27 protein-coding genes are annotated in these 23,081 nt (G+C 62.5%); 13 read left to right on the forward strand and 14 right to left on the reverse strand.

Going from position 1 to position 23,081, the window contains the following annotated elements:
* Positions 1–2 precede the first annotated feature (2 nt).
* The gene (locus tag OJ996_RS03955) at positions 3–1,079 is read right to left on the reverse strand and encodes a M42 family metallopeptidase (protein ID WP_264511397.1); all 1,077 of its coding nucleotides are present in this window, start codon (positions 1,077–1,079) and stop codon (positions 3–5) included.
* A gap of 80 nt (positions 1,080–1,159) precedes the next feature.
* Positions 1,160–2,077: an alpha/beta fold hydrolase gene (locus OJ996_RS03960; protein WP_264511399.1), complete on the reverse strand. Its 918-nt coding sequence runs from the start codon at positions 2,075–2,077 to the stop codon at positions 1,160–1,162.
* A 60-nt stretch (positions 2,078–2,137) separates the two neighbouring features.
* Between OJ996_RS03960 and OJ996_RS03965 the strand changes: the two genes are divergently transcribed.
* Positions 2,138–2,752 (forward strand): CGNR zinc finger domain-containing protein, encoded by a 615-nt coding sequence (locus tag OJ996_RS03965; RefSeq protein ID WP_264511402.1) that lies wholly within the window; start codon positions 2,138–2,140, stop codon positions 2,750–2,752.
* A gap of 1 nt (position 2,753) precedes the next feature.
* Here OJ996_RS03965 and OJ996_RS03970 read toward each other — a convergent pair whose 3' ends face one another.
* Positions 2,754–3,317: an anthranilate synthase component II gene (locus OJ996_RS03970; RefSeq protein ID WP_264511404.1), complete on the reverse strand. Its 564-nt coding sequence runs from the start codon at positions 3,315–3,317 to the stop codon at positions 2,754–2,756.
* A 6-nt stretch (positions 3,318–3,323) separates the two neighbouring features.
* The gene (gene trpE / locus OJ996_RS03975) at positions 3,324–4,838 is read right to left on the reverse strand and encodes an anthranilate synthase component I (RefSeq protein ID WP_264511407.1); all 1,515 of its coding nucleotides are present in this window, start codon (positions 4,836–4,838) and stop codon (positions 3,324–3,326) included.
* Positions 4,839–4,984: 146 nt separating this feature from the next.
* Here trpE and OJ996_RS03980 point away from each other — a divergent pair, with 146 nt between their 5' ends.
* The gene (locus OJ996_RS03980) at positions 4,985–6,562 is read left to right on the forward strand and encodes an RNA polymerase sigma factor (protein ID WP_264511409.1); all 1,578 of its coding nucleotides are present in this window, start codon (positions 4,985–4,987) and stop codon (positions 6,560–6,562) included.
* 3 nt (positions 6,563–6,565) lie between these two features.
* Here the strand turns inward: OJ996_RS03980 and OJ996_RS03985 are convergent, their stop codons facing one another.
* From OJ996_RS03985 to OJ996_RS03995, 3 genes are all read right to left on the reverse strand, one after another.
* Positions 6,566–7,132: a hypothetical protein gene (locus tag OJ996_RS03985; protein WP_264511411.1), complete on the reverse strand. Its 567-nt coding sequence runs from the start codon at positions 7,130–7,132 to the stop codon at positions 6,566–6,568.
* A 139-nt stretch (positions 7,133–7,271) separates the two neighbouring features.
* Positions 7,272–8,060, reverse strand: coding sequence for an indole-3-glycerol phosphate synthase TrpC (gene trpC, locus OJ996_RS03990; RefSeq protein WP_264511413.1), 789 nt, complete (start codon positions 8,058–8,060; stop codon positions 7,272–7,274).
* Positions 8,061–8,112: 52 nt separating this feature from the next.
* Positions 8,113–8,985 (reverse strand): hypothetical protein, encoded by an 873-nt coding sequence (locus tag OJ996_RS03995; RefSeq protein WP_264511415.1) that lies wholly within the window; start codon positions 8,983–8,985, stop codon positions 8,113–8,115.
* A 164-nt stretch (positions 8,986–9,149) separates the two neighbouring features.
* On the opposite strand from OJ996_RS03995, the gene OJ996_RS04000 reads away from it, so the two are divergent.
* Both OJ996_RS04000 and OJ996_RS04005 read left to right on the forward strand, forming a co-directional pair.
* On the forward strand, positions 9,150–9,878 hold the full coding sequence (locus tag OJ996_RS04000; RefSeq protein ID WP_264511417.1) for a cysteine hydrolase family protein: 729 nt from the start codon (positions 9,150–9,152) through the stop codon (positions 9,876–9,878).
* Positions 9,879–9,905: 27 nt separating this feature from the next.
* Complete coding sequence (locus OJ996_RS04005) at positions 9,906–11,012, forward strand: glycoside hydrolase family 76 protein (protein ID WP_264511419.1); 1,107 nt, start codon at positions 9,906–9,908, stop codon at positions 11,010–11,012.
* Between the two features lie 25 nt (positions 11,013–11,037).
* Here the strand turns inward: OJ996_RS04005 and OJ996_RS04010 are convergent, their stop codons facing one another.
* Positions 11,038–12,114: a hypothetical protein gene (locus OJ996_RS04010; protein WP_264511422.1), complete on the reverse strand. Its 1,077-nt coding sequence runs from the start codon at positions 12,112–12,114 to the stop codon at positions 11,038–11,040.
* 76 nt (positions 12,115–12,190) lie between these two features.
* Entirely contained in the window at positions 12,191–12,670 is a 480-nt protein-coding gene (locus OJ996_RS04015; protein ID WP_264511423.1) for a hypothetical protein, read from the reverse strand.
* Between the two features lie 294 nt (positions 12,671–12,964).
* Here OJ996_RS04015 and OJ996_RS04020 point away from each other — a divergent pair, with 294 nt between their 5' ends.
* Positions 12,965–13,447 carry a hypothetical protein gene (locus OJ996_RS04020; protein WP_264511425.1) on the forward strand — a complete coding sequence of 161 codons (483 nt, stop codon included), beginning with the start codon at positions 12,965–12,967 and terminating at the stop codon, positions 13,445–13,447.
* A gap of 16 nt (positions 13,448–13,463) precedes the next feature.
* On the opposite strand, the gene OJ996_RS04025 is transcribed toward OJ996_RS04020, so the two are convergent.
* Both OJ996_RS04025 and OJ996_RS04030 read right to left on the reverse strand, forming a co-directional pair.
* A complete protein-coding gene (locus tag OJ996_RS04025; RefSeq protein WP_264511428.1) occupies positions 13,464–13,829 on the reverse strand; it encodes a hypothetical protein in 366 nt (121 codons plus the stop codon).
* Positions 13,830–13,924: 95 nt separating this feature from the next.
* The gene (locus OJ996_RS04030) at positions 13,925–14,785 is read right to left on the reverse strand and encodes a hypothetical protein (RefSeq protein WP_264511430.1); all 861 of its coding nucleotides are present in this window, start codon (positions 14,783–14,785) and stop codon (positions 13,925–13,927) included.
* A 128-nt stretch (positions 14,786–14,913) separates the two neighbouring features.
* Here OJ996_RS04030 and OJ996_RS04035 point away from each other — a divergent pair, with 128 nt between their 5' ends.
* Positions 14,914–15,078 carry a DUF4250 domain-containing protein gene (locus tag OJ996_RS04035; protein ID WP_264511431.1) on the forward strand — a complete coding sequence of 55 codons (165 nt, stop codon included), beginning with the start codon at positions 14,914–14,916 and terminating at the stop codon, positions 15,076–15,078.
* On the opposite strand, the gene OJ996_RS04040 is transcribed toward OJ996_RS04035, so the two are convergent.
* The gene (locus tag OJ996_RS04040; RefSeq protein ID WP_264511434.1) at positions 15,075–15,392 is read right to left on the reverse strand and encodes a DnaJ family domain-containing protein; all 318 of its coding nucleotides are present in this window, start codon (positions 15,390–15,392) and stop codon (positions 15,075–15,077) included. The genes OJ996_RS04035 and OJ996_RS04040 overlap by 4 nt on opposite strands.
* A gap of 131 nt (positions 15,393–15,523) precedes the next feature.
* On the opposite strand from OJ996_RS04040, the gene OJ996_RS04045 reads away from it, so the two are divergent.
* Positions 15,524–16,405, forward strand: a complete 882-nt coding sequence (locus OJ996_RS04045; protein ID WP_264511436.1) for a hypothetical protein — start codon at positions 15,524–15,526, stop codon at positions 16,403–16,405.
* Positions 16,406–16,411: 6 nt separating this feature from the next.
* On the opposite strand, the gene OJ996_RS04050 is transcribed toward OJ996_RS04045, so the two are convergent.
* Together OJ996_RS04050 and OJ996_RS04055 are read right to left on the reverse strand one after the other, a co-directional pair.
* Positions 16,412–16,753 (reverse strand): DUF3140 domain-containing protein, encoded by a 342-nt coding sequence (locus OJ996_RS04050; protein WP_264511438.1) that lies wholly within the window; start codon positions 16,751–16,753, stop codon positions 16,412–16,414.
* Positions 16,750–16,971, reverse strand: a complete 222-nt coding sequence (locus OJ996_RS04055; RefSeq protein WP_264511440.1) for a hypervirulence associated TUDOR domain-containing protein — start codon at positions 16,969–16,971, stop codon at positions 16,750–16,752. The genes OJ996_RS04050 and OJ996_RS04055 overlap by 4 nt, the downstream gene beginning before the upstream one ends.
* 175 nt (positions 16,972–17,146) lie before the next feature.
* Between OJ996_RS04055 and OJ996_RS04060 the strand changes: the two genes are divergently transcribed.
* The 6 genes from OJ996_RS04060 (at position 17,147) to sigJ (ending at position 22,993) form a co-directional block, all read left to right on the forward strand.
* Positions 17,147–18,250 (forward strand): Gfo/Idh/MocA family protein, encoded by a 1,104-nt coding sequence (locus OJ996_RS04060; protein ID WP_264511442.1) that lies wholly within the window; start codon positions 17,147–17,149, stop codon positions 18,248–18,250.
* A gap of 83 nt (positions 18,251–18,333) precedes the next feature.
* A complete protein-coding gene (locus OJ996_RS04065) occupies positions 18,334–18,705 on the forward strand; it encodes a YciI family protein (RefSeq protein WP_264511444.1) in 372 nt (123 codons plus the stop codon).
* A gap of 183 nt (positions 18,706–18,888) precedes the next feature.
* Positions 18,889–20,868 carry an SH3 domain-containing protein gene (locus tag OJ996_RS04070; RefSeq protein ID WP_264511447.1) on the forward strand — a complete coding sequence of 660 codons (1,980 nt, stop codon included), beginning with the start codon at positions 18,889–18,891 and terminating at the stop codon, positions 20,866–20,868.
* 50 nt (positions 20,869–20,918) lie between these two features.
* On the forward strand, positions 20,919–21,593 hold the full coding sequence (locus tag OJ996_RS04075) for a GDSL-type esterase/lipase family protein (RefSeq protein WP_264511449.1): 675 nt from the start codon (positions 20,919–20,921) through the stop codon (positions 21,591–21,593).
* Between the two features lie 78 nt (positions 21,594–21,671).
* The gene (locus OJ996_RS04080; protein ID WP_264511451.1) at positions 21,672–22,130 is read left to right on the forward strand and encodes a carboxymuconolactone decarboxylase family protein; all 459 of its coding nucleotides are present in this window, start codon (positions 21,672–21,674) and stop codon (positions 22,128–22,130) included.
* On the forward strand, positions 22,127–22,993 hold the full coding sequence (gene sigJ, locus OJ996_RS04085) for an RNA polymerase sigma factor SigJ (RefSeq protein WP_264511453.1): 867 nt from the start codon (positions 22,127–22,129) through the stop codon (positions 22,991–22,993). The genes OJ996_RS04080 and sigJ overlap by 4 nt, the downstream gene beginning before the upstream one ends.
* Positions 22,994–23,081 lie beyond the last annotated feature (88 nt).

Here is a 23,081-nt window from a genome sequence, read left to right on the forward strand (position 1 = left end):
TGTTAGAGGCTCTGGTGGAAGCGGTCGTTCGGCATGAGGGAGAGGACGAAACCGGCCAAGAGTTGGATGGTCCGCTCGACGTCGTCGAGGTGCGCCGTCTCCACCACGGAGTGCATGCAGCGCAGAGGCAGGGAGACCAAGCCGCTGGGCACGCCTTCGCGCTGGTGGAAGATCTTGTCGGTGTCGGTGCCGGTAAAGCGGCTGCTGGCTTCGTGCTGAACGGGGATCTTGCCCTTGGTGGCGGTCTCGATCAGGCGTTTGACCACCAGCGGGTGATTGGCTGTGCCGTGGCTGATGGTCGGGCCGCCGCCCAGCTTCACGCTGCCGAACTTGGAATTGTCGATGCCCGGGGTATCGGTCGCGTGGGTCACGTCCAGGCAGATGCAGACGTCGGGATTCAGGCGATAGGTCGCCATCATGGCGCCGTTGCCGCCGATTTCTTCCTGCACCATGTTCGCGCAGATCAGGGTGAAGGCGGGCTTCTTTTTGCTCTTGGCGATGCGCTTCATCACTTGCGCGATGATGTAGCCGCCGATCCGGTTATCGATCGCACGACCGACCAAGCGCTTGTGGGCGAGTTCGGTCGGGCCGTCTTCATAGACAGCCGGGTGACCGACGCGCAGACCCATGGCCGTCACTTCCTTGGCATTCGAGGCGCCCACATCCACCCAGAGCTCGTGTACCTGCGGCGCCTTTTCGTCGCCGAGGTTGTCGCGGCGCAAGTGGATGGCGGTGTTGCCAATGATGCCGCGCACCGGGCCCTTGTCGCCTTGGATGATCAAGCGGCGGCCGCGTGCCGTGGCGATGTCGCTGCCGCCGATCTGGCTGATCCGGATGAAGCCGTCCTGCTGGATCGACTTGATCATGTAGCCGATCTCGTCCGCGTGCGCGGTGAGCATCACGGTCTTCTGGGACTTTCCGGGCAGGGTCGCCCAGGTCGAGCCGTAGGCGTCGCAGGCCACTTCCGCGGCGATCGGTTTCAGGTATTCCGCCCAGACCCGCTGCCCCGGCATCTCAAATCCAGTCGGGCTGGGGGTCTGCAACAGCTTGAAAAGGAAATCCCGGTCGTCTTGCGTCATCCCCCGCATTCAAGCAGGCCCGGTGCCGAGAGCAATCGGGGAGTGAGGGGGTGTCGGGTGAAAGATAGGGCGTCTGCCGCTCACTTCCGCCCGGCGAAAAAGGCCCGGATCTCCGCACCAATCTCTTTCGCGTGAGTCTCCAGTGCGAAGTGGCCGGTGTTGTAGAAGACTACCTTCGCCTCCGGGTTATCGCGCTTATAAGCCTCGGCTCCGGGTGGGAGGAAGAAGGGGTCGTTCTTACCCCAGACCGCGAGGGTCGGGACCTTCCGGGTCCGGAAGAACTCTTGGAACTTTGGGTAGAGCTTCACGTTGTTCTGATAGTCCCCGAAGAGGTCGAGCTGGATCTCCGCGCTCTGGGGGCGATCGAGCAGCATTTGGTCCAGCGTGTAGGACTCGGGGGCGACGAGGCTCTCATCCTTCACACCGTGAACGTACTGCCAACGGGTCGCCTCCAGCGTCAGCATCTGGCGCAGGGCATCGCGGTTTTCTTGGGTCGGCTTTTCCCAGTAGTTGCGGACCGGTTGCCAACCCTCCTCGGAAAGACCCTCGACGTAGGCATTCCCGTTCTGCGTGACGATCCCGGTGATCCGGTCCGGATACTTGAGGGCTAGGCGGAAGCCGACCGGCGCTCCGTAATCGAAGACGTAGATCGAGAACTTCTCCAGCTTCTGCCGCTCCACGAAGTCTCCCATCACTCCGGCCAAATGGTCGAAGGTATAGCTGAACTGCTTGTGGTCCGGTGCGCTGGAAAAGCCGAAGCCGGGGAGATCCGGCGCGATCACGTGGAAGTCGGCGGAGAGCTCGGGGATCAGGTCCCGGAACATGTGGCTGGAGCTGGGGAATCCATGGAGAAGGAGGATGGCGGGCTTCGCGGGATCTCCGGCCTCGCGGTAGAAGATCTTTGCTTCGGGCAAGTCCACCGTCTCGTAGCGGACTTCAGGATTGGCGGCGGCGGTGAGAGCGAGGGCGCCTGTCGCGAGTGTGGATACGAGTTTCATAGATGATGTTCTTTGTAACCTTCAAATATTTGTAATGACGGTTACTATGTGCAGCCGCCAATGAAACTTGTCAAAACTAATTTTGAAGGTTACTTTACCGGGGTGAGCAGCGCCGTTCCGGAATTCGTCTTCCTTGGGGAGCATCCCGCCTTGGATTTCGCGAACACGCTCTATGCCCCGCATGGGGAGCTGGAAGACCAGTTGCGGTCTTGGGCGGATGTGAGGGAGTGGCTGCGTCAGGCCAGCCTTGATGACGAGGTCGGCACCGCGGGGGACTTGGAGGCGGTGGTGGCACTGCGTTCGGCTTGGGCGCGGGAGATCGCCGGCATGCTGGCGGGCAAGCCGGTGAGCAAAGGCTTCCTCAAGGCGCTGAATGCCGCCTTGGAGAAAGATCACTTCTCCGAAGCGGTGACGGAATCCCTCGAGTTGGTCCGGTCCTCATCCCGGCTGCAGGGTTCGGACCGGGTCATGGCGATCCTTGCGCGCCAGATCGCGAGCTTCCTCACGGAGTGCAATCGCGACTACCTGCGCCAGTGCGCGGGTCACGGTTGCGTGCTCTACTTCTACGACACGACCAAGAACCACCGCCGCCAATGGTGCAGCGCGGCGGCGTGCGGCAACCGCCACAAGGTTGCCGCCTTCCGCGAGCGTCAGGCCAAGAAGAAGAGCAGCTGAATCAGTAGCCGAGGAAGTTTTCCAGAATCCGCTTTCCGTCCTGGGTCAGGATCGACTCGGGGTGGAACTGGACGCCGTGCACCGGGTGTTCTTTGTGCTTCAGGCCCATGATCTCGCCCTCCGCGGTCCACGCGGTGATCTCCAGGCAATCCGGGAGCGTCTCGCGTTTTACGATCAGGGAGTGATAGCGCGTGGCCTCGAAGGGGCTCGGCAGCCCGGCGAAGACGCTCTTGCCCTCATGGAGGATCGGCGAGGTCTTGCCGTGCATGAGACGGTCGGCCCGGACGACATCGCCGCCGTAAACCTGTCCGATCGACTGGTGGCCGAGGCAGACGCCTAGGATCGGGGTGCTGGCTCCCAGCTTCTCGATCAGCTCGCAGGAGATGCCCGCTTCGTTCGGTGTGCAGGGACCCGGCGAGATGCAGATCCGTTCCGGTTTGAGCGCCTTCACGTCTTCCACCGTCAGCGCGTCGTTGCGCACGATCTTCATCTCCGCCCCGAGCTCGCCGAAGTACTGGACAAGGTTGTAGGTGAAGGAGTCGTAATTATCGATGATCAGCAACATGGCGGCTTATCCTTCCAAGGTTTTGGCGAGGGCGATGGCGCGGAGCAGGGCCTTCGCCTTGTTCACGGTTTCCACGTATTCGTAGGTCGGATCGGAGTCCGCAACGACCCCGGCACCGGCCTGCACGTATGCTTTGCTGTCCTTCAATAGGCAGGTCCGCAGCGTGATGCAGGAGTCGTGGCCACCGTCGAAGCCGAAGTAACCGACGGCACCGGCGTAGGCCCCGCGCTTGCTCTTCTCCAGCTCGTTGATCACCTGCATGGCCCGGATCTTCGGTGCACCGCTCACGGTTCCGGCGGGGAAGGTGGCGCGCAGCACATCGTAGGAGCTGTGGCTGTTGTCGAGAGTGCCGGTCACGTTGGACACGATGTGCATCACGTGGCTGTAACGCTCGATGATCATGAAATCATCGACCTTCACGCTGCCGTGTTCGGCGATGCGGCCGACGTCGTTGCGGGCGAGGTCCACCAGCATCAGGTGCTCCGCGCGTTCCTTCGGGTCGGCGAGAAGTTCGGCGGCCAGAGCATCGTCTTCCGCCTGCGTTTTGCCTCTCCAGCGGGTGCCGGCGATCGGGCGGATATCGATCCGGCCACCGATGGCGCGGACGTGAACTTCCGGGGATGAGCCCACCAGCGAGAAGTCGCCCAGTTCCAAGATGAACATGTAGGGCGAGGGATTCACGTGGCGCAGGGCGCGGTAGAGATCCACCGGCGAGCGGTGGAAATCCGCGCCGAAACGCTGGCTCGGCACGAACTGGAACACGTCGCCCGCGGCGATGTATTCCTTGCCCTTGCGCACCATCTCCTCGAACTCCTCTTGAGTCGTGTTGCTCACCGCCTGCTCCGGCTCCACCGGCGCGAGGCCGTTCAGGGCCGGCACGTGCAGCGGGCGGTTCAGCATTTCCACCAGCGCGGCCACCTTTGCGCGCGCGGCGCCGTAGGCTTCCTCCAGGCTGGCGTGATCGCCGGTGAAGGCGTTCGCGATGATCTGCAAGCGGCGCAGGCGTTGATCGAAGACGACCAAGGTGTCGGCCAGCATGAAGACTGCGTCCGGAATCCCGAGCTCGTCCTTCGGCGCGGCTGGTACCGTCGGCTCGAACTGGCGGACAGCGTCATAAGAAAGATAGCCCACCAGACCGCCGCAGAAGGGCGGGAGATTCCCGTGGAGGACGGGCTTGTAGCCGCCCATGTGGCGCTGCAGCGCGGCCAGCACGTCGTCTTCCACCGTCACGTGTTCGACGTGCGAGCCTTCCTTGATGCTGAGATCCTTGCCGCGGGCCTCGATGACCCGGCGCGGACCGCTGCCGATGATCGACCATCGTCCGCCCTTCTCCGTGCTTTCAGCGCTTTCGAGCAGGAAGGAATGACGCGCGTCGCGCACCTTGAGGTACGCGGACAGCGGCGTCTCGAAGTCCGCGGCAAGCTGGGTGTAGACAGGGATCACATTGCCCTGGGCAGCCAGCTTCGCGAATTCTTCGAACGACGGTTCGACCGGAATGGGATTCACAACGCGCGGGAGCATGCCCGGGAAGAGGCCGGGCGCAAGTCCGGAGCGACCGGGGCGGCGGCGGGTCGCACGCGGCGGGAGGCCGGCGTTTTTTCCCGAAGATTCCTGTTCGCCTTCATCGCGCGGTAGCGGGTTCCATGATGAGATCGCGATTTCCGCCGATGAATCCGTCCCCGCCCACCGACGACTTCCAGCTCCTCGACCGCTTCCTGAAGGCGAAGGACCAGCGTGCCTTCGCCCTGCTGATGGAGCGTCATCTGCCGCTGGTCTATTCGGTGGCGCTTCGGGTCACGGGCCAGCCGCAGCTCGCACAGGAGATCGGGCAGGATGTTTTCCTGAAACTGGTCCGCAAGCCGCCTACATCCATGAAGCGAATCCCGCTGGCCGTATGGCTCCACCGCGCGACCCGCTGCCGCGCCATCGACATGCTGCGCTCCGAGCGGCGGCGCGAAGCCCGGGAACGTGCGGTCGCAGCCGAACCCGCTGCCGGTGCTCAGCTCGACGAGGAGGCCTTGGCCTGCTTGGACGAGGTGATCGACCGTTTGCCGGAGAGCGAGCGTCATCTGGTGGTGGGCCGCTTCTTTCTCGGGCAGAGTTTTCCGGAGCTTTCTTCCCGGACGGGAGCGAGCGAGGACGCGATCCGGATGCGGCTCAACCGCTCCTTGGAGAAGATGCGCGTCTCCTTCTCCCGACAGGGGATCACCACCACCGCGGCGATTCTTGCCCGCGCCCTACCGGCGCAGGCTCTCACCATCCCGCCCCGGGGCATGGCGGCCTCGATCCTGAAGTCGGTCTCAGCCGTCGGCGTGGGTGCGGCGGCCCCGGGATCCTTCCTCAGCTCCCTTTACCTCATGACCAGCATACAGAAATACACCATCGGCGGGGTCCTGCTGCTTGCGGCAGCCATCCCCGTGGCCATCCAGATCCAGCAGGGGCAGGATCCCCACAAGACCGACTCCGGAACCCCGCCCGTCGCACATTCCTCCGCTCTGCCCTCCGCACCCGAAACGAAACGGAAGGCGGAGAAGAGCGAGCGGACGCCGCGCAGCGGACTCGAAGGCGAATTCGCCGCACTGGCGGAGAAGTATGGCGAATCGGAAGCCCGCCAAGCACGATCCTTGGCCAGCCAGAGTGCCAGATTGGTGCGACAGATCGGGAGCATGGAGGGGCTCAAGGAGAAGCTAGGTGCCGGAGTGAAGCAGGAGATCGAGTTGCTGGCGAAAGAGCTAGGCCTCGATGCCGGGCAGCAGGCCACGATCGAGGCCATGGGAGAAGAGGCGATCTCCGAACGGATCACGGATCTCGGGAGAGTGGCCACGCGGACCGAAGAGAATCTGCCCGCGCTGGCCGAAGTCTTCCTCGCCCTTGATGCGGTGAGCCGGGGCAAGATCGATGAAGCTGCCTTCAAGGATGCGCTGCACGACAAGGTCGGGAAGCTGAGTCTGGGCAACACTTCGGTGCTCGAACTGATCGGCTTGGTGGGAGTGAGGGCGGTCTACAAGGCCCAAGATCCCTTCGCGAGTTCTCCCGAGTTGTCGAAGCGCTTTGCCGAGCAACTGGATTCGGAACGGCGGCTTCGCTACCAGGATATCCGCGATACTAATGCGGCGAACGCGGCGGAGTTCCCGGAACTCACCCGGCGGAATCTGGAGGCCATCTCCTCGAACATCACCGGAATGGGCAAGATCTTCGAGGCGATGGAGATGATGGATACCGAGGCTATCCGTAGCGGGAAGTAGCCGCTACTCCTCCTTCTCCTTTTTGACATCGGTGATCTTTTCGAGCCAGCCTACCCGGTTCCCGGCATCTTGGATCACCGTCAGTTCAACCTCATAGTCGTACCAATCTTCGTTCTCGAGGGCGCCCCATGCGGAGATGAGCAGCCGGTCCGCGGCGAGCCATCTGAGCGGCTTGTTAGACGAGCTGCCCGTACCCCGGAGGATGCCCAGGCGGCCATAGATATTCTGGGTGAAATCCTGAAGCTGGACCTGCTTCGCCTCATCCGCGGTCACGTGGAAAACCATGAGATTGCGGGTGTTCCGTGTGGTGCGGATGGAGACGGCAGCGAGCCTGCCATCCGAGCTCCAGAGCAATTCGGGGACCTCCGTGCCGAAACCGCCGGAGGGGAACGATGCGATCTTCTTCCCAGTTGATTTGACCTTGAAGATGATCTCTTCGGCTTCCCCTCCGTCGTTGGATATCCGATAGACCGCCTCGATGGCCTTGTCCGGACAGGCGGCCAGCGGTTGTTCCTTGGCCGAGGCCGTGGCGAGCAGGCAGGGGAGGAGGAAAGTCAGGGTCCACCGCATGGTGAACTCGTAGCAAGATTCCCAGGGCGCGGCAAGGAGCGCGGGCTGCTCCGGCGGTGAGACAGTCGGGTGATCGGGGACTTGCTGTGAAGGGTGGCCGCCCCCTGCCTGACCTTTCGGAGAAAGGTCCCTGCCTTGGTCACAGTGACCGCAGTTCGAGGTAGGCCTCGATTTCTTCCGCAGGGTTGTGGGCGCGCATGAGAGACTCGCCAATGAGGACGGCGTTCGCGCCGGCATCGAGGGCGCGCTGGACATCTTCCACGCTGCGCAGGCCGGACTCGGAGACGAGGATGACGTCGTCGGAAACTTCGTCGGCGAGGGTCTCGGTGGTGGCGAGGTCGATCTCGAAGGTCTTCAGGTTGCGGTTGTTGATGCCGATGAGATCGGCACCCAACTCGATGGCGCGCTCCATCTCGGGCAGGTCGTGGACTTCCACCAGCACGTCGAGCTGAAGGTCCTTGGCCTCGTTGTAGAGGCGCTTCATCAGCTCGTCATCGAGCGCGGCCACGATGAGGAGGATCGCATCCGCACCGGCCACCACGGCCTCATGGATTTGCACGGGATGGATGGTGAAGTCCTTGCGGAGCAGAGGGGCGTCCGAGAACTCGGAGATCTTCGAAAGGTAGCTGAGGGAGCCTTGGAAGTACTTCTCGTCGGTGAGGATCGAGAGGCAGGAAGCGCCGCCGTCGAGGTAGCGCTTGGCCTGGCGGATAGGGTCGAAATTCGGGTCGATCAGGCCGACGGAGGGCGAGGCCTTCTTCACCTCCGCAATCACACCGAGGCGATCGCCGCCGCGGTCGAGGGCGGCGCGGAAACCCCGGAATTCATTGCGCTGAAGGGCGGCGGCACGGATGTGCGCGGCACGCGGCATCAGGGCTTCGACTTCCAGGCGCTTGGTGGCGATGATCTCGGCGAGCTTGTCGGACATGGACGGGCGGGGGAGGAGAAACCACGGAATGCCCGCTCCGCAAAGCCGAATCCTAGGCTGCGGTCGCCACTTCCGTCTGGAGACGGGCGGCGATGCCCTCCGCCACGGCATCCGGTGAGAACTCCCCGGCGCTAATCCCGATGCGGCGGTAGCGGGCGAAATCCCGCAGTTCCAAGGCTCCCGCGTTCGGGACGGCTTCGGCGGCGAGGCCCAACCGCCGGGCAGCTTCGATCAGGGCGCGGACCGAGGAGTCGTTCCTCTCCCCGGCGACGATGATCGCTTCCGCCCAGCGGCTGAGCCCGTCCACGGACCGCTCCCGCTCCGTCATGGCGGGGGTGGTCGTATCGAGGAAGACCATGCGGCTGTCCGGATGGCGTAGCCGCAGCGCTTCGGCCACGGCTTCGGCCCGGCGCTTGGAGATGGAGGTTTGGCAGACGAGGCCGAACTTGGGTGCAAAGGGGACCTCGATGGCCTGGTCGGCATCCTCGATGATGCGGGAGGCGGGGCATTCGCCCGCGATGGCGATGGCCTCGGGGTCCTCGCGGTGGCCGATGACGATCGTCTTGCAGTGCTCGAGGGCTAGCAAGCTCAAGGAGGTCTGGGCACGGCGGATGGCGGGCAGGGTGAGATCGATCACCTCGTGGCCGTTTTCCCGCCACTTGCGGATGCAGGCCTTCGGTAGGCCGGTGAAGGGGACGACGACGGCCTTGGTGGGGGCGCGGTATTCGGTGGGGGAGCCCTCCAGCATGCCACGGCGGCGGTAGGTCTCGCAGAGGGCGGCATCCGGCGCGAGCGGACCGAGCAGAGTGAGTGGGCCGCGCTTCAAGAGGATGTCTGTTTTTGTCAGGGCTTTCCGGATTTCTTCGCCGTGGCCTTTGGAGAGGGCGAAGCGGATCTGGAGCGAGGAAAGGAGGCTTGCTTGCATACGCTTTGTGAGGCAAAGTTTTGGGGTGCAAAGGACCGCGTTTGTGTCGGCTGAATCTAACTTTGTGATACAAAGTTAATTTGGCAAGACTCGATTTCACCCTCCGCGATCCCGGGTGGCATTTCTCTTGTGGGAGGGTGGGCGCAGGGGTAGTCCAAGGCCCGATGAACGTACTAGCGGAGGCGGTATCCCCGGAGACGGGAGAGGCCTACGGGCGCTTGGTGGAGCTGTTGGTGCTGATTGGCGTAGGCTGCGTGGCCTTTGCAGTTGCCTGCATCGCGGTAGTGAAGGCGTCGCGGCTACGGACGACGGGGTGGTCGATCACGGCGATCCTTTCGATCATCGCACTTTTCGGCAGCTTGGCCGGAGCGGTGAACCTTGTGGCGGAGACGGTGGGTGGAGCGACGCTGGGCAAGGAGAAAACGATGGGGATGCCGCGTGAGATCTCCAGCAATGACGGACGGGTCTCGATCAAGATTCCCGGCTCATGGAGTTACCTGCCGGAGTTGCATCCCGCAGCGATCATCGCGGCCGGGAACAAGGCGCAGGAGCGCTACGGGATGGTGCTACCGACCGGTCGCGCCAGTTATCCCGGGAGTCTGGAGGACTTCGACAAGTTCGTGACGACGGGATTGAGCGAAGCGCTGAAGGAGGCGAAGGTTTCCGATCCCGAGACCGAGGAGGTCGGCGGGTATCGCGCGATCCGGCGGATCGTCAGCGGGAAGAAGGGCGAGCACACGCTGATCTACCATCAGGTGCTGGTCGAGACGCGCAGCACCTACTACCAACTCCTGCTGTGGACGGGAATCGAGCAGCAGGCTTCGGCTGAGATCGACTTCCGGAATATTGTGGGAAGTTTCGCAGCGGAGGCTGGACCGGCGATGCCGGAATAGGGTCTGTAGGGGCCGACTCCTCTTCCCATGAAGCAGCTCCTGCGCGTCGGCCTAGCCCTGATCGCGGCGGTATCACCGCTCGCGGCCCAGACCTCCCCTTATCTTGAGAAGGCCGAGGAGGTCTCGGCGCATATCCAGGAGCATTTCTGGGATCGGAAGTCCGGCCTCTACATGGGCAAGTCGGGAGGCACGGAGCCGGAGCTGATCTGGGGCTGCGGGGTGATGTTTTCCTCACTGGTGAGCGCGGCACGGCACGACAAGAAGTACCGCCGGGTGATGGGGGACTTCTTCGAGGCGATGGATGCCTACTGGGACGTGAAGGTGAAGATCCCGGGCTATGAGCCGGCGCGGACCCAGGGCGGCAACGACAAGTACTACGACGACAACGCGTGGATGGTGCTGACCTTCCTGGAGGCGTACGAGCTGACGAAGGAATCAAAGTATCTCAAACGGGCCGAGGAGACGCTGGAGTTCGTGGTGAGCGGCTGGGACGAGGAAGTGGGCGGGGGGATCTGGTGGCACGAGGCGCATAAGGGCGGTGACAAGAACACCTGCGTGAATGCACCGGCGGCGCTCGGCTGCTTCCGGCTGGCGCGCTTCAAGAAGGATGCCGAAGCAGCGAAGTGGAATGCTCTGGGCGAGAAGATCGTGGTCTGGACGGTGAAGACCCTGCAGGGCGAGAACGGCCTGTTCTGGGACAACATCAAGGTGGCGACCGGCGAGATCAACAAGGGCCAGCTGACCTACAATTCAGCGCTGATGCTGCGGAACTTCCTCTCGCTGCACACGCGGACAAAGGAGGCCTTTTACCTAGATGAAGCGCTGCGGATGGGGAAGGCGGCGAACGGGATGATGGATGGCCAACAGAAGGCGTATCGCGATCACATCAAATGGGCGCACCTGATGGTGGAGGCGGATCTGGAGCTCTACCGGCATACCGGGCAGGAGGTCTACCTGAAGCGCGCGATCAGCAACACGGAGAAGCACTACGCGGATTGGAAGAAGTCACCGTATCCCGACCTGATTTCGCAAGGCTCGCTGGCGCGGGAGCTGTGGTTGCTGGTGGATCACACCACGCCGGTGGGGAAAGAGTTTTGGAAGGTGGCGGATCAGGCGAAGGGGCCGGCGAAGTGAGGGCTGAACCAAGTCGAGGCGCGCTTCAGAGTTCGTTTCCGGACTCCCAGTGGCCGGGGCCGAGGGTGAGTCGTCCGGCGGCGTTGATGCGGAGGTACTGGTGCTTCTCCGAGGCGTGGAGCTGGCCTTCGGCGGAGAGGATGCGGGGGTAGCCGCCTTGGAGGGAGATAAGGCCGGTTTTCCCAGAGTATTTCACTTCCTGGCAAATGATGAGGAAGCGTCGGCCGCGACTGTCGATGGCGCGGACGTGGCAGCCGCCATCGGCGCGGAGGCGCTTGATCTCCGGGGGCATAACCTTGGAGACGGAGGCCCCGGGAGATGAGGGTGCCAATCCCCAGGTGACTTCGAATTTGTCGCCGCAGGCGATCCAGCCGAGCGAGAAGCGAAGGAGGCAACCGCCGCGGGACGAGTAGATTCCTTCCTTGAGATGGAAACTGCCGGAGCCCTTCGAGAGCATCCTGACATGGGCGGCGCTGGCGGGCTCGAGCGATTCGCCAGTGTGAAACTGCCAGCCGAGGTCGAAGCGGTCGTCGAACCAGAAAGGCGAGCCCGGGCCGCGCGGTTCGACCAGAGGACCGCGGGAGCAGGGAAGGGCTGAGAGCTTCGAGGGCCACTTCGGGCGGCGCGCATTGGGCGGGGCGAGCGGTCCGGCAGCGGGGAGCGTAGAGGGGGAGCAGGAGAGGCGGAAGCCGCCCCGGGAGCTGAAGTTCAAGGCGGAGAGATCGCCCTCAAGCCCTTCGGTTTCGAGATGGATTCCGTTAAGCTTCAGCTCGGTGCCTCCGGCGGTGGAGATGGAGTCGAGATTGCGCGGCATCATGGCGGCTCCGGCGCGGAGGTAACTCTTGCCAGTGGCGTCCTCACCGAACTCGGCGGCGAAGCGATCGGCGAGAACCTCGCCGCTTTCCTGAACCCGGATGCAGGAGAAACGGAGGATGCCCTCCCGCTCCATGGTGGAGGAGTAGCGGGGGATGACGACGTTCCGCAGCGTGGTGCCGGGCTGGAAGAGGTTCGAGTCGGCGGGCGATGACGCGACGAGAGCGGCCCAGATCGCGGCGAGGGTGGCGATGCGGTACGAAGGGAGGTGCTGCGGGACTCGCTTCACCTTCGGGGTCGGGAGGAAGGACTCCCCGGCGGCAAGAGCACCGCCGGAGATCAAATCAGGTCTGGGCTCGAGCCGCTCAGTCGAGATTCAAGCGATAGGTCTTCTTGAACTTCACGGCGCCGGATTTGCCGGTGGTGAGGACGATGTCGATGGTGGCGATGCCCTCGGGCAGGGATTCGGGGACGGTGAAGTTACCGGTGAAGGTGTGGGCACCGGCCGCGGAGGCGGCTTGCTCGGTGGTGGCCGCGGCACCGCCTTGGGAGGCGGGGAGTGTGGCCTTGAGCTTCACCTTGCCGCTGATGCTGACCGGGCTGGTGGATTCCGGTGAGGTGACGCTGATGGTGTAAGTCAGGGTGGCGAGGGAGTTCGCCGCGAGATGGCCGTTCGCGGTGTTGACGACGTAGCTATACGGGTTGCCGATCGTCAGCGTGGTGACTTCCGCGCTGCTGCCGGGGTTGGTGATCTTGGCCGCGGCGGCGATCTTGGGGGCGGGGGCAGCCTGAAGAGCCATGGAGGACATCAGGAGGAGGATAGGGAGGGGAGGTGCTTTTTTCATAGCGCTTGAAGGCTATGAAAACGAGATGTTATGTCAAGATAGAGGGGGATTGAGATGAGGGTAAGGGTGGGTTAGTTTGGGGTTAATGTCTAAGTTTATTTGATATGTGATTTTGTCCGGTTGATGTGGCGCAGGGAAAGGGGGTGAGCGCGCTGGCGCGCCAATGACAGGAAGCAGTGTCGTCCGGCTTTCGGGCGGGCTGGCTGCGCCCCAAGACTGCCGGAGGGCAGAAAAACGTGGTGCGAGGCGATGCTTGGGCTATGGTACGGGGTGGAACTTCCCATTGAGCATCCTATGAATTCCGAATCCCAAACCGCCGGACTCCTTGCTGCCAAGATCGAGGAGGTGGAGGCGAAGCTGGAACTGCTGGAGAAGGAGATCGCCGAGATCGGCTTGCCGGCAGGGTATGATTTGCAGAAGCGCCTGGAGGCGTTGAAGATCGAGGAAAAGGCGCTGCGGCGTAATTTCGAGGAGTCTCAGGAGCGGGGCGAGCCGGATGCGGTGCGCTTGGCGAAGATCGAGACGCTGCTGAGGCACATCGAGAACGAGGAGGCCTCGGTGGAGCATGAGGCGCATTTCCTGCACCAATCCAATCCATCCTCGGTGATCCTGGCGGCCCAAGCGGCGGCGGGGATGATCGAGCTATGGCGGCGGGGAATCAAGAAGGTGCTGGGTGATCACCATCCCTTCGGCAGTTCCGTCTTCGTGAACCACACGCACGAGGATCTGGTCACGGACTACGGTTTCAATCCGGAGAAGGAGAGCGGCGAGAAGTAGGCGGTAGGGGGGCTTGTCAGGGCACCCGGAAGAACTTGCGTTCCGAAAGCTGGAAGCGCGGATCGGAGACGAGGGCGCCGCTCTTGAAGTCTTTGACGTCGATCAGCTTGTTGTTGAAGGGGCTGAAGACGTAGCCGTCCTTGCCCGGCACCGGCTTGGCGGTGGGAACGCTGGTGTGCTCGGGACCAGCCGGAGGCTCGGGCTTGGGTTGTGGGGCGGGTGGCTTGATTTCCGGGGTCGGTAGCTTCGCCGGAGGTCCGGGCGGGCCGACGAGGAGGGTGTTGGGAGAATGGTTGTTGGCCCCGATCCAACTGCAACAGGGGGTAAGGGCGGCGGCGACGATGATGGCGAGGCCGAGGCGACGGCGATGTCCGGTCTTCATGCTGGAAAAACAGCACTAAGAGGCCCGGGGTGCAAGCCTAAATGCTGGATTGTCAGCATTTCGTTCCGAGAGCTGAGGATCGAATTCGTGAAGGATCAGGCCGGGCCTGAGGTGCTTTTTGCGGAGAGCCGCTTCTTGAGGACCATGACGAGGGCGGCCACGAGTCCGATCAAAGCTCGGATGAGAGCGGCCTTCGGGATGCCGGAGAAGAGGGAGCTGCCTTCGACCACCGGGTTCGCGGCGGTGATGGAGTCGCCCCATGCCTTGACGCTGTGCTCCGCCTCCTCGCGGTCGGACTCGCCTTTGTAGTTGGCGGCTGAATAGAGAAGGGTGATGCGTCCATTGACCGGGCGAATCAGGGCGGCGACGACGGCGCGGCTTTGCTCCGAAAGCTCGCCCGATTGCACACCGACGTTCATCGCAATGGTGAAGCCCAAGGAGGTCTCGCTCTCCTCGAAATAGCCGAGCACGGCGGGGCGGGTGAACTCCACGGAGGTATCGACGCCGAGATCCTTCGAGAGCTTTTCGGAACCTTGTTCCGCGAGCTTTTTGTACTCGGCATCGAAGCCTCCCTTCATGAGATCGAGTTCCTTGCGGATGCCGCCGACGACCTGCGAAAAGGTTTTGGTGCCGATTTCGCGGTTCTCCTCGGAGCGGATCGTCTGGATGCTGAAATTGCGGCTGAAGTCGACGCTGTTGCCATCGCGGATGGCATCTCGATCTGCGATGGTGCCGAAGAGGGCGAGGAGGCGATTGGTCGGGGGAAGGGTGGAGGTCATGGCGCTATCCCAATCCGGATTGATCCCGTCGCAGCGGGCGAAGTCGTCACCGGGCACGGGCACGACGATGCTGCGGCCGCCGATGGTGAGGCTGACCGGGGGCTCCGTTTGGCCTTGGGCGCATACGGACATGGTGAATCCGAGGAGAAACAGGAGAAAGACTTTCAGGCGGACCATGGAGGGGAGTTATGGCCATGGCCGGGCAATGGACAGGATATTCCGGAAACCCGAGGTGGAAGTCCCGCTTGCGCGGCGGGTGCTGCTGCTGGCAGCGTCGCGGCGTGGACCTGTCGAGCTTCCGGAAAATGGATCCCCATCTGCTGGTGGGCCTGGTGAATACCGAACTGAGGAATCACTGCGATTCGCTCGAGGATCTGGTGAAGACCCATGGGCTGGAGCGCAAGGATCTGGTGGCCAAGCTGGCGGCCGCGGGCTACGACTATCGCGAGGAGCAAAACCAGTTCCGCTAGGATTCGCGGAGGCGCTCGAGGGCAAGGCGGAAGGAGGTGCGCAGTTCCTCGATTTGTCGGCGGAGGCGGATGCGTTCGGCAGGATCGCCACAGGCGGCGAGATCTTCCTCCAGAGTGGCGGCCTGTTTAAGCTGCTCCATTTCAGGCGGGAGGAAGCCGTGGCCCTTCAGCATGGAATGGGCGGCGCGCCATGATTCCGGCGTTCGGAAATAGACCTCGAGATCGAGGACGGTGGCCGGGGGCGGCGGGCGTAACTCGCCGGAGGCAATGGCCTGATCGATCAGGGCTTCGCCGAGCTGGGCGAGAGGGGACATTGGCGGGAGCTTAGCGAGAATCGGAGGAAGTGCGAGGCTGCTTTGGCCTGTTAGATAGTTGTTTGAAACCGGCGGCCGCCGGCAGACGGAGAAGTTACATCATACCATCACGGAAAATTCATGTTAGAAGCATGGACATCCTCCGCGGTGGTAACAAACCTCCTGCCCCCGTGAAGCTCTCCTCTCTTGTTGCTGCTGCCGTCCTCTGCCCCGCCGCACTTTCCGCGCATCCCGTCAAGTGGAGCGGGACCGGCAAGGTGACCTCCCTGAACAACGCGGCCGCATATCCCGGCGTGGCCGTGAACGATCCGGTGGAAGTCGCGTTCTCCTACGACTCGAATCCCGTGGTCAACGGCTTGTCCGCATTGCAGATGCTGCCCGGGGTGTATCACTTCAAGGCGGAGTTCATCGGGAACATCGATCTCAAGATGTCGGTGAAAATCGGCGCGCAAACCTGGGAAGCCGCCCTACCGGTTTCCGAAAAGAATGGAACTCATGCACTTCACAGCCTCTCGTGGGACGGCGGTGGTTCTCCGGATACCTTCACGGTGCTGCTGAGCTCCACCGACAATGCGAGCTTCCCGTCCTTTCCCTACTCAGGTGCGAATGCAGGCCGGCGCATGGATCTGGTGCTGAACGACACAACGAGTCCCTGTGACTTGCTGGACGGGCAGAGCCTGCCCCGGGGTGGTAGCGATCTATCGCAGATCACCGATGCAAGCGGGAGCATTGCGGCGGGATTCGACACGCTACGCTTCAGCCTCGATCTTCCGAGCATCAAGGTGATCGAGGACGTGCCGAAGATCCCGCTCGCGTTCAACCGGACCATGACCGGTTTTGAATTGAAGTGGTTCGGCGAGCCGGGTGCGATCTACCAACTTGTGAAGAGCGAGGACTTGGAGGAATGGGAAGAAGTCTCGATTCACGAGGGTTTGGATGAAGACATCACGGTGCCGGTGGGGTCGTTCCTGACCCTTCCGGAACGCTGCTTCTACAAGGTCATCAAACTGTAGGGAGGGCTAGCTGCGCTTGCTTGAGGGGTCGTGGCCCCAGTTCATGAGGCTGTAGCGCCAAGGAGTATCCGAAACGTCTCCGGAAGGGCGCTGGGCGAGGTGGCGGTGAACGTAGCCGACGACCTTGCGCATGTGGCGCAGATCACCCTCGGTGAGATCGTCCTGTTTCTTGCCGAGGAGCTTGATGATGCGGCGACCGGAGCGGTGACCGACAGATTCGCCGCCGGAGCCCTTGTAGCCGACGGCCTTTGACTCATCGGTGGCGAGCCACTTTTCCAAGCGGGCCGTGCTCATGTTCACGGCTTTCTTGAAGTCGGCCACGGTTTCCTTTTGGGCGGTGGCGGTCATTTCGATTTCGCCTTCTTGAGCGCCTCCGGTTTGTGGGCGGCTTGCTTGCCGGTCTTCTCGCTGGTGACGAGGTACTCGGGATTTGCGGTGGAGGCCGCCACTTGGTGGCCCTTGATCTTCCGGGGTGAAGTGAGTTTTTTCTCCACCTTGCCGGAGGTCCTGCCGTGGGATGTTTCCCATTCGACGCGATCGCCTTTGCGGAATGATTTCTTGGCCATGCCTGTTTTCTCGCAAAGGGCATACCAACGCCGAGAGCAGGTGGATCCAAGGTTCCGAGGTCTGCGATAAGGGGGCTCTGCGGCAAACTGCATCGCGGGATTGCAGGGCGCGATGGCGGAAGCGATCCCAAACTCCGTTTGCACGGGCGGTGCTCCGGCTTTTCCTTGACCGGCCATGAACTCCATAACCCGCCGCCATGCCCTCCGCCTCGGTGCCGCTGCCAGTGCCGCTCCTTTCCTGAATCTTCGTGCCCAAGAAGGCGGTGGAAAGAAGCTCGGGGTGGCACTGCTGGGACTGGGCGACTACGCGACGAAGCAACTGGGTCCGGCGTTGAAGAAGACCGGCAACGCGCGCTTGGCGGGAATCATCACCGGCTCGGCCGACAAGGTGCCGACTTGGCAAAAGGAATACGAGATCCCGGACGGAAGCGTTTATGACTACCAAACGCTGGAGAAGATCGCGGACAACAAGGACATCGATATCGTCTATGTGGTCACGCCTACCGCGCTGCATGCGGAGTATGCGATCCGGGCGCTGGAGGCGGGCAAGCATGTGATCTGCGAGAAGCCGATGGCACCGACGCCGGAAGACTGTGCACGCATGATCAAGACGGCGGCGGACAAGAGTCGAACCCTGCAGATCGGGTATCGGCTTCACTGGGATCCTTTTCACCTGAAGCTGATGGAGGCGATCAAGACGAAGGAGTTCGGCGAGTGGAAGTCGATCGATGTTTCGGATGCGGGACGGATGAATGATTTCACGCGGCACAATGCGTGGCGGGTGGACAAGGAACTGGGGATTGCGGGCGCGCTCTACGACTTGGGGGTGTACTGCGTGCAGGCGGCGCTTTATTCGGCGCAGGAACATCCGCTAAAGGTGACGGCGAAGAGCTGGACCGAACGCGAGAAGGAATTCAGCGAGGTGCCGGAGCATTGGGAGTGGGAGCTGGAATTCTCCGGCGGCCGAAAGGCGAAGGGCTTCGCCAGCTACGGAAAGAATGGCAACCACGTGAAGGTGGAGGCGGAGAAGGGTCTGATCCAGATCGAGCCGGCCTATGGTTACGGCGGCCAGAAAGGTAGCACTCCGGCAGGGGCGATGGACTTCCAGCACGTCTTCCAGCAGCAGCTTCAGATCGAAGGGCAAGTGGAGGCGATCCTGAGCGGCAAGCCGAGCAAGGTGCCGGGCGAGATGGGACAGCGGGATATCGAGGTGATCCGCGGCATCATGGAGGCGGCGGAAAGCGGCAAGGCGCACGAGTTCGGGAAATTCGCCTACTGAGGGATCGCGCCCGAAAAAAGTTTCAGGGAATGTCGATCCGGTGGGCCGCCGTTCGACTCATGGGTGAACCCCATACCACGGACATGAAATACCTGATGAAGATTATCAACGCCGACCCGACGATCTTTGCCGCGCTGGGCAAGGAGGAGCGGAACGAGATTCATCGCGAGTGCGGTGCTTGGCATGAAGAGCTGGAGAAGAAAGGCCAGACACTCTTTGCTGCGGCGCTGCAGCCTGCGGAAACGGCCACCACGTTGCGCCACAGCGGCGGAAAGGTGGTGGTGACAGACGGGCCCTTCGCGGAAGCGAAGGAAGTGCTGGGAGGCTTCGAGGTGTTGGAATGTGCGGATCTGGATGAGGCGATGGCGATCGCGAAACGCTTCCCGGCGCTGAAGTCGGGCATGGCGGTGGAGCTGCTGCCGCTGGTGCCGGACGGAGGCTGTATGGAAGATTAAATGATATGGGCGCGGCATCGCTATCCCTGCGCAAAAGCCCTATTATTACGTGAATGCCGCGCCTAACGGGGGAAACTATTCCTTGAAAATATGCCCATTTGATTGTCTTTAAGGGACATGTATCTTTTTCAACTTGGAACGAATCGTCGCCATACGGTTCCGGGATTGATGGGAATTTTCGGGATGATGGTCGCCTCGGCCTTCGCGGGAGATCCCTTGCCGAGTCCATCGCAGGCCGCGGTGGATGCGGCGAAGGCGTGCCAGCTGATCAGCTTCAACCGGGATTTCTCGGGTGGGGCGCACACCAACGGGGCGTGGTTCGGGGGTGCCAACATCACGCTGGCGGTGGCAAGCTATGCGGGGAATACCAGCGGTGACGCGCGCCTGCTGGAGCAGATCCGGCACACGCTGACGCCGGGGAACGAACCGACCTGCAACGGCGGCTATCCGGCCCAGCACGAGCGGCATGCCACGGGGATGTTCGTGATCGTGAAGAACACGCCGCGAATCTGGGACCAGCTCACTGCGGGGGAGAAGACGCGGATCGATCTGATCATGAAAGCGGCGCTGGTCGCGAATGCCTTCACCACCTGCGACAATAATCCGTATGTGAAGGCGGATGCTCAGGAGTATGCGCTGGATGGCGACGACAACCTGAACCGCGATTGGAACCCGAACTACCGGGAGGGGATGATCGGCGGGGTGCTGACCGGTTTCGCCTACTTCGGCGGAGCGGCTCCGACACAGGCGATTCTCACGAACTACAATCACGCGGCCTTCGTGGCGGAACTCGGCGCGAACAACCTGCCGAACATCCGCGAGACCTTCAATTGGAAGGCGGCGAATCCGACCTCGAAGGCGCCCTCCGGCAGCACGATCGAAGCGGCGGTGGATACTTATAAGTATTACGGGTCCACGCTGACGGACCACATGAAGATTTATCAGGCGCTGGTGAACGACACCTATGGCCGCAATGTGAACGCCGGCCTGAACAACGGTGCAGGCATCGATGGTGCGGGCAAGATCGTGAGCGGTGCCGACACGCTGCCGAACAAAGGTGTGCTCGGGATGCTGAAGGAGTTCAATGCGACCGATGCGAACGGGGCGCGGAGTTCCTGGGTTTATGCCTTCGACGGTTATCGTCCACACCTGACCAATCAGCTCGCGCTGATCACGAGCGGATTTTGGGATAAGAGCGGTAGCATCGCGCAGGGTGCGGTGACCCGGATGAACATCGGGAATACCGATCTTTGGTACAAGGCGGAGAAGGGCTACATCGGCTATGCCAAGGGCAAAGCGCAGAACACGGTGGACTATCCGTCCTACGGGCCGAGCCGTGGCTTCACCTACAACCGCTCGTTGTGGGACGATGTGCTGAAGGTCTATCACGGTCTGTCCGGAGGGACTGATCCAGATCCGGATCCCGATCCGGAACCGCCTGCCTTCCCTGCCGGAACGCGGATGCTTACGAGCACGGCGACACCGCTGCGGGCCAGTGCGGCCTCTGCGGGTACGGTGGTTGGCACGATGGCCTTGGGCTCTTACGGCACCGTGCTGGGTGGTCCGGTCGTGGCGGATGGCATCACCTGGTGGCAGGTCTATTCGGACAACGGACTGACTGGCTGGATCAATGCGGCGCACTTCTCCGCGGCACCGGCCTCGGAGTACTTGAACACGGCGAATGGCGGCTGGCAGGTTCGCTCGATCCCCGCGCAGACGGGGACCTTCACGATCTCCTTCAACATGCGGCCCTCGGCGACGAACATCGATGCGCTCACGGGGCTTTCGGCATCGACGCCATCGGCTTTCAGCCATCTTGCGGCTGTGGTCCGCTTCGGGCCTACGGGAGTGTTCGATGCCCGGAACGGGGGCGGCTATGCGGCGGCCAACGTTCTGAGCTATCAAGCCGGGGTGACCTACCGGGTGCAGATGACGGTGAATGTCACGGCGCGGACTTATTCGGCCACGGTCACGCCGCCGAATGGGACGCCGGTGACGATCGCGAACAACTACGCTTTCCGCACCGAACAAGCGTCGGTGACAAGCCTCTCCTACATCTCGGCTTCGGCCTCGATCGGCACGCATACCACCTCGGGGATCGTGCTGCAGGGGGCCAGCTCGCCACCATCCGCACCTACCGGGCTGCGGATCGTGGAGAACTAGGGCACGATCCGGGATAGGATTCCGGCGCGGTCTTGCGTAGAGTGGAGCGCATGAAACGAATCGCCGCCGTGCTCGTCCTGTTGTTAGGAGCTGTGGTCCAAGCCGTTCAGGACCCGGCTCCGGTCCGCTTTGTGAAGGAGATCGAAGCCTTTGATGCCGCGGATGAGAAGACTCCGCCGCCGACGGGTGGAATCGTTTTCATTGGTAGCTCGAGCATCCGTCTGCTGGACATCCCGAAGTATTTTCCGGGGATCGAGGCGCTGAACCGGGGCTTCGGCGGTGCTCATATCTCGGATGTGAATCACTATCTCGAGCGCTGCCTGCTGCGTTACGAGCCGTCGCTGGTGGTCTTCTACTGCGGGGGGAACGACCTGTGGGACAAGAAGTCTCCGGACCAGGTGGAGGCGGACTTCAAGCAGTTCCGGACGCGCTTGTTCCAACGCGCGCCGAAGGCGAAGCTGCTGGTGCTGGCGGTGCGGCCGAGCCCGGCGCGGATCTCGATCCGCAAGGAGGAGCAAAACCTGAACGAGCGTTTCCAGAAGGCGGCGCAGGAGGATGAGCGGATCACCTACGTGGCGGGATCCTGTGATCGCTATCTGGATGAAGCGGGCAAGCCGATCCCGAAGTATTTCGTGGAGGACGGCCTGCACATGAGCCCGGCGGGGTATGAGGTATGGAAGGAGATTCTCACGCCGCTGCTGAGCGTGCCGGCGGGAGCGCGCTGAAGAAAATTTCTTCGCCACCCGTGTCACGTTCGTCGGGGCTATGTCGTCCGTGATGGTGAGCCGACGGCTCACCAGAAGATGAAATCACGAATCAATCACTACACGGCCGACCCCGCTTCCTTCCAAGCCATGCTTGCGCTCGAGAAGCATGTGACCACCAACGAGCTACCCTACAATCTGCGGGAACTGATCAAGCTGAGGGCCTCGCAGATCAACGGCTGCGCCTACTGCGTGGACATGCACTCGAAGGACTTGCGCAAGAGCGGGGAGAGCGAGCAACGGTTGAACCTGCTCTGTGTCTGGCGGGAGTCGCCGCTCTTCACGGAGAAGGAGCGGGCCGCGCTGGCATGGACGGAGGCGGTAACGCTGGTGGCGCAGAGCCAGGTGCCGGACGAAGCGTATGCGGAATTTTCCCGCCATTTCACCGAGCAGGAGCAGGTGCAGATCACCCTGCTGATCGGTACGATCAACATCTGGAATCGTCTGGCGATATCGTTCCGGGCGGTTCACCCTGTGGCGGCCGCTGCCGCCGCATGATGATGGAGAACTCCGCCACGATCTTCGAGGAACAACGCTCCTTCCTGCACTCGCTTGCCTATCGCATGCTGGGCAGTTCCGCCGATGCCGATGACATTGTGCAGGAGGCCTGGCTGCGCTGGGCGGGTGTGCCCTTGGCAGAGGTCGATTCGCCGCGCTCTTTCCTCGGCAAGACGGTGACGCGGCTGTGCCTGGACCAGCTCAAGTCGGCGCGGGTGAAGCGCGAGACCTATGTCGGGCCGTGGCTGCCCGAACCGATTGCGGAGGAGCCGGGGGATGCGAGCAGCGATGACGTGTCCTATGCGATGCTGCATGCGATGGAGCGCCTGAGTCCGCTGGAGCGGGCGGCCTTTCTCTTGCACGATGTCTTCGGGGAGTCCTTCGAGGAGATTGGAAATTTCCTCTCCAAGGATGCGGCGGCCTGCCGTCAGCTTGCGTCGCGCGCGCGGAAGCATCTGCGCGCCGAGGCACCACGCCATCAGGTGGATCCCGGCGAGGGGAAGAGGCTGGCAATGGCTTTCCTGCAAGCGGCGCGCGGCGGGGATCTGGCGGCCTTGAAGGAGCTGCTGTTGCCGGAGGCGATCCTTTACTCGGATGGTGGCGGTATCGTGCGGGCGGCGCTGCTGCCAATCTACGGCAACGATCGTATTTCGCGGATGTACGATAGCCTGACGCGGCGGAATTTGATCCCGACGGAGGTGCGGGAGGTGAGATACAATGGCTTGGACGGATTGATCTACATTCTGGACGGGCAGATCACGGACTTGCTCTTGTTCGAGCCGCAGGACGGTAAGATCGGGCGGATGTATGCGCATAGGAATCCGGAGAAGCTGGCGCGGATCTTCGGGGTCGGGAGTGTTTAACCGCGAGCAGAGGCGATGGGTGGAAAAGAAACACCCCCGCCGGAGGAGCCGACGGGGGTGATGGGAAGATCCTGATGGACCGGGATTC

The organism is Luteolibacter rhizosphaerae (assembly GCF_025950095.1).
Lineage (GTDB): Bacteria > Verrucomicrobiota > Verrucomicrobiia > Verrucomicrobiales > Akkermansiaceae > Haloferula > Haloferula rhizosphaerae.